Source organism: Bacillus sp. JJ783, from assembly GCF_036963225.1.
Taxonomy (GTDB): domain Bacteria; phylum Bacillota; class Bacilli; order Bacillales; family Bacillaceae_G; genus Bacillus_A; species Bacillus_A cereus_U.
This window is the reverse complement of record NZ_JBALMG010000088.1, coordinates 26647-38987: the sequence shown is the minus strand read 5'-3', so window position 1 is coordinate 38987 and position 12341 is coordinate 26647. Positions and strand designations below refer to the sequence as shown.

The following is a 12341-nucleotide window of genomic DNA, read 5'->3' as shown; positions in this document are numbered from 1 at the left end:
TTTTGAGGTGGGAGTCTTACTGCCCGTTAATGCGGGATAAACATTCTTTCATTGTTTTAACGATAAAAGTAAAGTCTTCCTCTGTGATGCTTAATGGAGGTGCAAGCTGCAAAATATTATTGTAACCTGCAACAGTGTCACCATTCTTACCAATAATTAGACCTTTTTCTTTACAAGCATTGATGACTTTGTTCATCTTTTCAATAGAAGCTGGTTCTTTTGTTTGCTTATCTTCCACTAGTTCAATACCTAAAAGAAGGCCTTTTCCGCGAACATCTCCTACGTTTGGATGTTCTTTTACATCCTCAAGTTCATATAACAGTCGTTCACCCAATTCTTTGGAACGTTCAATGAGTTTCTCATTCTCCATAATTTCTAAATTCTTCAAAGCTAAAGCGCAAGCAGCAGGATTTCCTCCGAACGTATTTACATGGCGGAAGCGATCATAATCTTCACTACCTACGAATGCCTCATAAACCTCTCGTCTAACTGCTGTTGCTGACAAAGGAAGATACGCACTTGTAATACCTTTTGCCATTGTAATGATATCTGGTTTGACGCCATAGTTCATAAATCCAAACGGCTTCCCCGTCCGGCCAAATCCACATATAACTTCATCACAAATGAGCAACGCACCGTGGTTCTCGCAAATTTCTTTTACTTTTTCCATATATCCATCAGGAGGCATTAAAATTCCGCCCCCGGTAATAATTGGCTCCATAATCACGCCGGCTACTGTTTGGCTTAACTCCCATGTCATGACACGATCGATTTCATCAGCACTTGCCAGTGTATGAACATCATCTGGATTTCGATACGTATCCGGCGGTGCTACATGCAAGAATCCTTGCCCGAGTGGTTCATAATTATACTTTCGCTGTGCTTGACCTGTTGCTGCAAGAGCCCCCATTGTGTTACCGTGGTAAGCACGATAGCGTGAAATAAACTTATAGCGTCCATGATTACCTTTTTGTTGATGATATTGACGAGCAATTTTAAACGCTGTTTCATTTGCTTCCGATCCACTGTTAGAAAAGAAAATGACGTATTCGTCACCAAGCCATTCATTCAATTTTTCTGCTAATTTAATAGCAGGAACATGACTTTGTGTCAGAGGGAAATACGGCATTTCCTCAAGCTGTTCAAAAGCCGCTCTTGCAAGCTCTTTTCGGCCATACCCAACATTCACGCACCAAAGACCGGACATACCGTCTAAATAACGGTTTCCATCAATATCCGTCACCCATGCCCCTTCTGCTTTTGTGATAATTAAATTCGTTGGACTAGGGGCTGCTCCTCTCATTGCGTGCCAAAGGTACTTTTCATCTGTTTTTTTCAAACTTTGTGTTTGCTCTGTCGCTTGCACAATCACCAACTCCATTCTATCTTTTTATGATTTCATATCATTCTTTCAATAACGAGCCGTAAGCATTTTCTTGCGAGTATAGAATTCTACGCCATCTTTTCCATTTGCATGAAGATCACCATAGAAGGATTTCTTATAACCTGAGAATGGGAAGAATGCCATTGGAGCGGGAACTCCAAGATTAACCCCAAGCATACCTGCATCAATTTCTTCACGGAATTCACGAATAGCTTTAGCGCTATTTGTGTACAGGCATGCACCATTTGCGAATGGTGATGCATTAGCAACACGAATCGCTTCCATTAAGTCTTTTACGCGTACAATAGAAAGAACCGGTGCGAAGATTTCATCTTGCCAAATTTTCATTTCCTGTGTCACATTGTCAAAAATCGTTGGGCCAACAAAATAACCTTGGCTGTTTGCTGCATCGTCTTCACGTCCGTCACGAATAAGTGTCGCTCCCTGCTCTACACCGGATTGAATGTATCCGAGTGTCCGCTCTTTATGTCCTTCACGAATAACAGGACCAAGGAAAACACCTTCTTCCAGGCCATTACCAATCGGAATTGCATTAGCCTCTTGAAGCAGTCTATTAACGAGCTCATCTGCAACGTCTTCTTCCACGACAACAACAGCCGCCGCCATGCATCGTTCACCAGCTGAACCGAAAGCAGCATTTATAATTTCTTTCACTGTAGAACTAAGGTCCGCATCTTTTAATACGATCGAATGATTTTTTGCCCCTGCAAGAGCTTGTACACGTTTGCCGTTAGCTGCTGCTGTTTTATATATATACTCAGCCACAGGTTGGGAACCAACGAAAGATACAGCCTTCACATCCTCATTGTCAAGAATGCCGTTAACGACGTCATGTGCACCATGCACAATATTTAGTACTCCATCTGGAAGACCTGCTTCTTTAAACAGTTCAGCTATGCGATTAGCCAATAGCGGTGTTCTTTCAGATGGTTTTAATACAAACGTATTTCCGCATGCAATCGCGAGTGGAAACATCCAGCATGGCACCATCATCGGAAAGTTAAATGGCGTTATTCCTGCGATTACTCCGATCGGGTAACGATACATCCCTAATTCAACACCGGTAGCAATATCGGGAAGTTGTTCTCCCATCATTAAAGTGGGTGCGCCTGCGGCAAATTCGATACATTCAATCCCCCGCTGTACTTCACCGTATGCTTCTTGATAACTTTTTCCGTTTTCCAAGGTTACGAGTTTAGCTAACTCTTCCCAGTTTTCAATCAATAGCTGTTGATAGCGAAATAGAATCCGAGCACGCCGAGGAACAGCGATCTTTCTCCATGTTTTGAATGCTTCTTTAGCAGTTGCTACAGCTCTATCTAAATCTTCTTTAGTCGAAAGAGGCACACGAGCAATAATCTCTCCTGTTGCTGGATTTGGTACATCTTCAACCTGTTTACTTGTAGATTCTATCCATTGTCCGCCAATATAATTTTTCAACGTTTGTACATTTTTCATTACTACCATGGTGAAGCCTCCTATTTTAAAATAACCGTCCTATGTATTTATTACACTCACAAAAGAAAGCGCATTCATTTGATGGTATGTAAACTTATTTGCATACATTTCTTCAACCTTACTAATCTAAACTTCTTATCCATTGAATAAGCAGGAGCAGTCATCTGCTTAGCATTTGTCCACTCCCCAGTTCACATTATTTTAGATTAATCTCATAGTTCATCTTATAATTCTTTTTCAGAAATACTGGGCAATCCCATTCACAAACAAGGTCCTTAGCCAAGGAAACGATCCAGTCCTTTGTAATATGATACTTTTTTCCATCAACAGTAATAAACACTTCACCATCTGTCACATAGAAAACTTCCTGCTCTTCTACATGCCACGTTCCTTTATTCGGTTCGCCTACCCACGGTTCCCATGTGTTGGCACCTAGTTGCTCTGCTTCTTCTGCTGTAATTTTTTTCGCAAAAAACATGATGATATCCCTCTTTCTTATTGGTAATTTTGATGGAATACGTTCCTATAAATCTACTGTTTTAACATTGGTAGCTTTTAAACGTTTGAACTCTTTTCTCATAAAGTATATGGCAATGAGAACACCTGGAATTTCTGCAGCAGGAGCAGCGTACCATACACCTTCTATACCCCAGAATTTCGGGAAAATAAATAGAAACGGTATCATGAACAACAATATTTTACTTACACTAATAAACGTTGCGGACCAGTTTCTCTCTTGTGATTCAAAATAACCAGAGATAAGCAAGCTAACTGCACTAAACGTAAACAAACAATTGAATACAACTGTCGTCCAAATGCCCAGTTTCTGCAATTCAGGATTACCACCGGAAAAAAATGACACAATTGGATCTGCAAAAATGATTAGTATGGCTGTCACGATTACAAAGAAGGAAACTGTAAAAATGAGTCCCATCTTAATTGCTTGTTTCACACGATCAAGGTTGCCCGCACCGTAATTATAACTAATAATCGGTTGAAGTCCTGTCATCCCACCGAGCGCTGCTAAGGCGAGGAGATTGGTAATGTAACCGTTTTGAATTGTGAAAGCTGCAACGTGCAAACCACCACCGTAGCTTTGCAGTAAGTTGTTGGTGAAAATAATTGCAATAAACATCATGAACTGACTCGAGAAAGATGCAAAGCCCGTCCAAACCACTTCACCAATCTTCTTGAGATTAATCATCATATCTTTCATTTTCGGCTTAAGTTTTGTTTTACCAAACCAGAAATAAAAGATTAGGAGAGCAGGAATCGATTGCGAAATCGTATTAGCCCATGAAGAACCCATCATCCCCATGTCATACTTCACTACCATAATCCATTCCATAGTCCCAGCAACAACCGCTGCGACTAACCAACTGTTCATTGATAATATAGGTTTTTCATCGATATTAGCTAAAATACTTAATACAACGGCCAATATCGTTAATGGCAACGAAATCCATAGCAGTCGGCTATATTGCACCGCATATGGAAGCGCTTCATCACTTGCTCCGAATAAAATCATAATATCATTTTCAAAGATCAATCCAAGTATAGCTAACAAAGTGGAAAGGAAAAGAGTAAACCATAAAGTTTGTCCCATAATACCTCTAGCTTCCTCTAACTTCCCTTTTCCAAGCCGAAGTGAAATGACCGCTCCTGCTCCCACACCTAAAAGAACACCAATCATACGGGTAATAACCATGACTGTAAATCCAATTCCGATCCCTTCGACTTCCAGCTCCTGAAAGCCACTGACGAAATAGCCATCAACAACCGATACAACTCCTAAAATTACGTTAGCCATAATTCCCGCCAAAGCAAACCGTAAATATAGTAACGGAATACTTTTGGTTCCTAGCACTGAATCATCCACCGGCTTATTCATTACTTCTGGTTGCTCTATTTTTGATGACGGACCGTTGTCCACTATTTTCATGAGCATATCCCCTTATAAATAATTTATATAGCACGTTTTGCTCAATTAATTCGCATACCAACCTACAGGATTGGCATGCTGGTGGATATTGATTTGCTTCGTTTCCATAAAATGCTCCAGCCCAACAGTACCTAACGCTCTGCCGATTCCACTTTGCTTATATCCGCCCCAAGGGCCTTCAACATAAGCGAGATGATAACTATTAATCCAAGTAATTCCCGCACGCAGTTTACTAATAACACGTTTTGCTCGGTCCATATCTTCAGTAAATACAGCACCGGCTAATCCATAAATGGAATCATTCGCTTTTTGGATCGCATCTTCCTCATCTTTAAATTTCTGTACAACAAGGACTGGACCAAAAATCTCTTCCTTAACAATACACATATTCGCATTTACATCAGCAAAGATTGTTGGTGCAATGAAAAACCCTCGATCAAGCCCATTTTCTGTTAAACGTTTACCACCACAAACTAATTTTGCACCTTCTTCAATTCCGCTCTTTATATAATGTAAAACGTCATTCATATGAGACTCGGTTGTGAGAGCTCCCATTTCGATATTCTCGCTTTCTCCGTTTCCAACTACAATTTTATTCGCACGCTCGGCCAATCTTTCAACAAACTTATCGTAAATGGTCTCTTGTACAAGCAAACGGGATGCAGCTGAACAAACTTGCCCAGCGTTGTGGAAAACACCAAACATCGCATTATCGACTGCCGTTTCAAAATCCACATCGTCAAACACAATAAGTGGAGATTTCCCGCCTAATTCAAGTGTGACTTTTTTCATATTGCCCGCAGCTGCGCGCATAATACTTTGACCTGTTTTTGTTCCACCGGTAAAGGCAACTTTGTCAACATCATGGCTCTCTGCAAGCTCATTCCCAACCTTTGAGCCAGGTCCCAATACCAAGTTTGCCACTCCGTCCGGAAGCCCAACCTCTTCGATAATTTCAAATAATTTGAATACGCTTACAGGAGTGACATCAGCAGGCTTAATTACAATTGTATTCCCCGCGGCAAGTGCAGGAGCAATCTGCCAAACAGCTAACATAAGTGGGAAGTTCCAAGGTACAATAAGTCCACAAACACCAATCGGTTCATGAATAATAATTGTTTCCGAAGAATCAGCACGAGTGTAAGATTCCTTTTTCATACCTTTGATCAAGTCAGCATAATAGCGGAAGCATTGAATCGACACCGGAATATCCACATGGGTTGTTGCACGGATTACCTTACCGTTATTTGCAGTTTCCAAACGGGCAATTTCAGCTGTCTTCTCTTCAAGACGGTCTGCAATCTTATATAGATAGTCAGCTCTTTCATCAGCCGATAAATCCGACCAGATTCCGCTGTCAAACGCTTTACGAGCCGCCTGGATTGCTATCTTCGCATCATCTGCTGATCCATGAGCAGACGTCGCAATAACCTCTTCAGTTGCAGGATTGATAATATTTCGTCTACCACCCGATAATGCTTCTACCCATTTCCCGTCAATGAACATGTTAATTTCCATAAACACCTCTCCTTTACGCAATAATATCTACCAGTTTGAAACCAATATGTGCTATATTGACCAGCATCGTTTTCTGATTATAGAATGGGAATGATTTGAGGCGTTCCTTTTCAAATCGGTATCCACCTGCACTCCCCGTAACGATCCATTGTGCCAATAACTTACCAAACAATGTCGAGAGAGACGCGCCATGGCCCGTATAACCCGTTGCGAAATATGCGCCTTCTTTGGATCTACCGATAACCGGGAACGTATCAATTGTAACCCCGATAAATCCACCCCACCTGTAATCAATCTTGCTTCCTTCTAGTTTTGGCATTATTTTAACCATAGCATCGTAAACATTTTGATAAACAGCATCACCTAAGTTTGGACGAATATCGCCACCGCCAAATATGATCCGATTATCTGGTGTGCGCCTGAAATAGTAAAGGAAACTGCTTGTATCAAAAACCATGCGATCTTTAGGAATGACGGTATTCAAAAGTGATTCTGGAAGCTGTTCAGTAGCAATAATACGTGCTGAAATTGGCAGTACGCCTTTATTCAGTTCAGTCATGATTTTTCCAGAGTAACCATCTGTAGCCACAATAATGTCTTTCGCAGTAACAGCACCTTTTTCTGTTACAACTTTCACACTATTTCGGCCGTACTCAATAGATAGTGCTTTCGAATGCTCAAAGATTTTTGCGCCGATCGATTTAGCTGCTTCTCCCAAACCAATTGCATAGTTCAGTGGTTGGAATGAGTAACTCGAGTTGTCGACTAAACAGCCATAATAATGCGGAGAATCAATCTCTTGATGCAACTGACTTCGATTAAGCACGCTTGATTCGTATCCAAAATTTTTGTTTAAGTATTCACTTTCATGTTTCAATCCTTCAAAATGCTTGGCTTTGTAAGCCGCCACAATGTGACCTGTCTTTCTGAAGTTACAGTTGATTTGATGCTCGTCGATAATGTTTTTCACTAATTCAACACTAAGCAGAGAAAGATCGTTAAGCTGCCTCGCCTCTTCGGCACCATACTTCTTGGCAAGCTCCTGCATCGTTGGCTTATATCCTGGCAATACCATCCCGCCGTTGCGACCGCTTGCGCCATATCCGATTGTTTCCTGCTCAAGGACAATGACACTCTTCCCTAATTTTTGTAAATGATATGCAGAAGAAAGACCTGTGAAACCTGCGCCAATAATGACAACATCCGCCTCTTCATTTCCTTCAAGAGGTTTTCCTTTGTCATAGCTGTTCGCAGTTGCTTTCCACAGTGAGAGCGTATCCATTCGATCCATCTTATCCATAGCTAATCCTTCTCCTTTCGTGACATGTATGTTACAATACAGTCAAAAATATTCAAAATATTCACATTTATTAAATTAATAATACGACTTGGAGTTTCCTCCAAGTCAATAGCCATTTGAAAGTTTTCTGCATTCATTTTACGAAAAAAGTGGAGTAACTCCACTTTTTTCATCGGGGGGACATCTATGAAGATTGGTACATTTGCGAAACTTTTTCATGTTACGACTGATACCGTTCGTTATTACATTGAACTAGGATTATTAATACCAGACAAAAAAAACACCCAGTATCAAATGAACCAATTGTGTTTCGACGACATGGCTTTTATTACTGAGCTGAAAAAATTTCATTTTTCATTGATAGAAATCCAACGAATTTTATCATATCGGCGTGTCACAAACTTCTCAGACCATGAGGATATCGACTACTACAACAACTTGCTCATTGATAAAAAGGACGAGCTAACCAAGAAAAAAGAAGACATATCAAAAGCTATCCAATTGATTGAAAAAGCAGCTCAAACTAGCTCACCTTCATCCAAAGAAGAGAATATTACAGGAATCCCGCTTGACTTTGTAAATTTTCTCTATTGTCCGAAGTGCCGCATTCCACTTGAAATGGAAGATGTAACGATTAAAAAAGTTTACATTCACACGGGGCGTTTAACTTGTACCTGTGGATACGAGGCAGCTATCGAAGAGGGTATTATCATTACCGCGAATTTGTACGAGACGTCTCCTTATCCATCTTATTTTTACGATAAAGAAACGATTAAAGAGATCAATCCCAAAATGATTAACTTATTTGAAAAAATTAATTTTCAGTTTCAAAAAGTTCTACAAAATATAGATTTGAAAAACAAATTAATTGTGGAAACAAACGTTGACGCTTTTGTGTCACTACCCAAATATATCGATGTTCTTGAAACAAGCGCGTCCTATGTATTCAGTGGCTATTCACTTGCGATGCTCAAGAAGGTTAGAAACAGAATTGAGCGTATGAATCCGAAGCCACGCGTCCTTTATATTTTGAATTCCGATTTAAATCTACCATTGAAACCGCTTAGCATCGATGTTTTTGTGGATAGTTTTTCAGTAACTGATTTTTCACTGCTCAATCCGCAGTTCCCAATTCACGTTCTAAAAAACTATTTACATAACAGTTCAACAATTGTCGGCGGATACTCATATTATGATAGTTCGGCCAAATCCTTGAAAAACATTTCAGCCTTATATCCAAATTCTCACGAACATATTTTACATCCAAAATACTTAGAAGAAAATTTATCAGGCCATGAATTTCAAATCACGCAAAGTGAAAATATCGGTTACTGTACAGATCCAGGACCTTATTTCGATTATCATGTAAGAGACGAAAAATTCCACATGCTCATGTATTTGGCTAGTACGAAACAATAGCACAAAAAAGCGCCATCACAAGTGACGGCGCTTTTTATATGTAAGAGATACTAGAAGATATCCTTCTAGCCTACTCCCATTTATAAGTCCAAAATTGTTCAAGTTGCAGCCATTTTAATGTTGCTGCATCTTTGTTTTTTATTTTTGCATGTGTTTCTTCAAGCATTGCTTCTGTTTGTGAACGATGCGCGCCTAGTGCAGCTAATTTATGTTCAAATACTTCACTAATATTATTTACAACATCCGGCTCACCGAGTACTGCTTCGCGATTTCTCGTAATCGCAACTGCATGAATGACTGGACGCTCTTCTTTTGGCATACGTGATACAGCGCGAACTACAGCACGGCCAAATGCATCATGATCTGGATGTACGCCGTGTTCTGGATAAAATGTAATAATTCGAGATGGATTTACTTCTTGAATAATCGCTTCAATTTTATCTGCAACAAAATCAACATCTTCAAATTCTAACGTTTTATCATGGAAACCAAGCATTCTTAAATCTTGAATCCCCATCGCTTCACATGCATCTTTTAATTCTTTTTCACGGATATTTGGAATCGTTTCACGGTTAGCGAATACATTTTTCCCCATGTTACGTCCCATTTGTCCAAGAGTACCGCATGCATATGTTACAGGTACTCCTTGATCTGTTAATAAGCGAATTGTTCCTCCCGCAGCAAATGCTTCATCATCTGGATGCGGAAATACAACAAGTACATGTCTCTCCATAAGTTTCCCTCCTTCTTACTTAAATGGCGTTAAGCTTAACTCAAGCGCTACCGCTAAGCGGCCTTGATTATCATGACCTGCTAGTAATAAACGCTCTTTATCGTCTACTTCCCAGTGCGTAATGCCTTCTGCATATACCCAGCCATGATCCATTTTCAAACCAACTCGGTATGGGTTGGTTCCAGTTATTTTCCCGCGTTCAAAACGGATAATTGCATTTCGAATGAATGCTCCAACTGTCATCATCTTTTCATTAAAGTGTGACGCATACGCTCCGTTCGTTGTTTCTAAATGAATATATACATCTTTATTTACAAAACGTTCAATTTCATTTTGAATAAGAGAACTATCTTTTACTATTTCCATCGGAATTCACCTCTTTAAACCATTTTACGCAAAAATAATGTAAATTGCTATCTCTATATTAGAGGACAACGCTCACTTTTCCTAATAATTTGCACTGTGTTTTTTATATTTTTTATATGATATGTAAAAATCACATTTTTTCCTTCACTTTGTTAAATAGTTTTCTTTCTTTTTTGAATTTGCTACAATATATTTTATCCCGTGTTAATGTAGCGAGATACATTTCGACAATTGAATACATACTTTAAAGAAGGTGACATGCTTGGAACATTCAGCACATGAAGTAGCAAATTGGCAATATTATTTTGCAATTGCCGTATTTTTAGTCACGTACGGTTTTATTATTTCTGAGAAATTGAATCGTGCTGTAATCGCATTATTCGGTGCTGCTATTATGATTATTTTTGGAATTGTAGATTTACATACCGCTTTCACATCACATATTCAATGGGAAACGATCACCCTTTTAATTGGGATGATGATTCTCGTACATATTACGAGTCAATCGGGCGTATTTGAATTTGTAGCTATTAAAGCAGCAAAAGCAGCTGGCGGAAAACCAATCCGCATTTTATTATTACTATCCCTATTAACCGCTGTCGGTTCTGCATTTTTGGACAACGTAACAACCGTATTATTAATCGTTCCTGTTACACTATCCATTACACGTATTTTAAAAGTAAACCCTGTTCCTTATTTAATTTCAGAAGTACTATTTTCAAATATAGGCGGAACAGCAACCTTAATCGGTGATCCACCGAACATTATGATTGGATCAGCTAATAAACATTTAGACTTTAATTCCTTTTTACTTAACTTAGCTCCAATCGTAATCATTATTTCTATCGTTACGCTTGGCATTATTTACTTCATGTATCGTAACAAACTAAAAACAACAACTGAGCAAATTAAAATACTGATGGCATTAAATGAAAAAGATTATATTAAAGATCAAAGCCTCCTTTTAAAATCGATTACAATTTTAGGACTAACTATTTTAGGCTTTGTACTTCATTCTATTATTCATGTAGACGCTGCCGTTATTGCGATGACAGGTGCTACACTTCTTATGTTAATTGGCGTGAAAGAACACGATATTGAAGATGTATTTGCCCACGTTGAATGGGTAACCATTTTCTTCTTCGCTGGACTATTCGTTCTCGTTGGCGGGTTAATTGATATCGGACTTATTTCTTCACTCGCAAAAGAAGTAATCGACGTAACAAATGGCGACATCGGTTTCGCTGCTATACTTATCTTATGGGTATCTGGCATCGCATCTGCGACAATTGACAATATCCCATTTGTTGCAACAATGATTCCACTTATTCAAGATTTGGCTACAGGACTCGGACTATCTGTCGATTCTCCGCAAATTGAAGTACTATGGTGGGCATTATCTCTTGGAGCATGCTTAGGAGGAAATGGAACATTAATCGGTGCATCTGCAAACGTAGTCGTTGCTGGTATTGCAAAACGTGAAGGACACGGATTCTCTTATATGGACTTCTTAAAAATCGGTTTCCCCTTAACGATCATTGCGCTATTGTTATCACATGCTTACATTTATTTACGTTATTTAATGTAGAAGTTGTATTGCATGAAATTATATCGGCGATTCGATAACGAATATCGACTTACCGACAAATAACGACAGTAAAAAAGGTATGCAGCACTACGCCGCATACCTTTTTTCATCACCAAAATATACCTATAATTGCTAATCCACCTAAAATCATACCACCAATTTGCCCGATGATTGCCGGTGATAATTGGACACCTTTTCTCACTTCAACAACCGGTCTTTCGTGCCTTAGTTGCTGCACTTCACTTTGAAGTTGATGTACGCTTCCGTGTAGTTCTTTAATTAGTTCTTTTAATTCAGCGACCTCTTCGTTTACTGGCTTACTTTTTTCTAAGTTCATTTTGCATAACTCCTTTTTCTCTAATCAACACATTGTAAAAATTCTCCAATAACTATTCTTTTTCCTTCAAATTACATATATATCACTGAATATATTTATTAAAGGGGCAATATCACATGCCCAGCAAACAAAATTAGGGAATTTCTATGAAAAACCGTTCTTGTTTCCTACATATTCGATATTTTATTTATCTGTTTTTTTAAATGTGCATATCAAATAAACCTTGATAAGTTGTACTTTTTAGGATTATGCAGTTTTCTGCTTTGAATTAGATA

General features: G+C 39.0%; 11 protein-coding genes. 2 read left to right on the top strand and 9 right to left on the bottom strand.

All coding sequences use genetic code 11. From position 1 onward, the window contains the following. Window positions 1-16: 16 nt before the first annotated feature. The 6 genes from V7038_RS18895 to V7038_RS18870 form a co-directional block, all read right to left on the bottom strand. The gene (locus tag V7038_RS18895; protein WP_171904005.1) at window positions 17-1381 is read right to left on the bottom strand and encodes an aspartate aminotransferase family protein; all 1365 of its coding nucleotides are present in this window, start codon (window positions 1379-1381) and stop codon (window positions 17-19) included. 30 nt (window positions 1382-1411) lie between these two features. Then, the gene (locus V7038_RS18890; protein ID WP_335471320.1) at window positions 1412-2872 is read right to left on the bottom strand and encodes a CoA-acylating methylmalonate-semialdehyde dehydrogenase; all 1461 of its coding nucleotides are present in this window, start codon (window positions 2870-2872) and stop codon (window positions 1412-1414) included. 187 nt (window positions 2873-3059) lie between these two features. Next, entirely contained in the window at window positions 3060-3341 is a 282-nt protein-coding gene (locus V7038_RS18885) for a cupin domain-containing protein (protein WP_335471317.1), read from the bottom strand. Between the two features lie 45 nt (window positions 3342-3386). After that, a complete protein-coding gene (locus V7038_RS18880; protein WP_335471315.1) occupies window positions 3387-4805 on the bottom strand; it encodes an MATE family efflux transporter in 1419 nt (472 codons plus the stop codon). Window positions 4806-4850: 45 nt separating this feature from the next. Next, window positions 4851-6323, bottom strand: coding sequence for an aldehyde dehydrogenase family protein (locus V7038_RS18875; protein WP_070170463.1), 1473 nt, complete (start codon window positions 6321-6323; stop codon window positions 4851-4853). Window positions 6324-6336: 13 nt separating this feature from the next. After that, window positions 6337-7623: an NAD(P)/FAD-dependent oxidoreductase gene (locus V7038_RS18870; RefSeq protein WP_335471313.1), complete on the bottom strand. Its 1287-nt coding sequence runs from the start codon at window positions 7621-7623 to the stop codon at window positions 6337-6339. Window positions 7624-7809: 186 nt separating this feature from the next. Between V7038_RS18870 and V7038_RS18865 the strand changes: the two genes are divergently transcribed. Next, window positions 7810-9042 (top strand): MerR family transcriptional regulator, encoded by a 1233-nt coding sequence (locus V7038_RS18865; protein ID WP_204208614.1) that lies wholly within the window; start codon window positions 7810-7812, stop codon window positions 9040-9042. A 70-nt stretch (window positions 9043-9112) separates the two neighbouring features. On the opposite strand, the gene bshB2 is transcribed toward V7038_RS18865, so the two are convergent. Further along, window positions 9113-9775 (bottom strand): bacillithiol biosynthesis deacetylase BshB2, encoded by a 663-nt coding sequence (gene bshB2, locus V7038_RS18860; RefSeq protein ID WP_000439466.1) that lies wholly within the window; start codon window positions 9773-9775, stop codon window positions 9113-9115. 15 nt (window positions 9776-9790) lie between these two features. Continuing rightward, a complete protein-coding gene (locus V7038_RS18855) occupies window positions 9791-10141 on the bottom strand; it encodes a YojF family protein (RefSeq protein ID WP_000407039.1) in 351 nt (116 codons plus the stop codon). Between the two features lie 262 nt (window positions 10142-10403). Here V7038_RS18855 and V7038_RS18850 point away from each other — a divergent pair, with 262 nt between their 5' ends. Further along, window positions 10404-11729, top strand: a complete 1326-nt coding sequence (locus tag V7038_RS18850; RefSeq protein WP_002161014.1) for an ArsB/NhaD family transporter — start codon at window positions 10404-10406, stop codon at window positions 11727-11729. A gap of 109 nt (window positions 11730-11838) precedes the next feature. On the opposite strand, the gene V7038_RS18845 is transcribed toward V7038_RS18850, so the two are convergent. Beyond that, on the bottom strand, window positions 11839-12066 hold the full coding sequence (locus V7038_RS18845; RefSeq protein WP_002111012.1) for a hypothetical protein: 228 nt from the start codon (window positions 12064-12066) through the stop codon (window positions 11839-11841). Window positions 12067-12341: the final 275 nt, after the last annotated feature.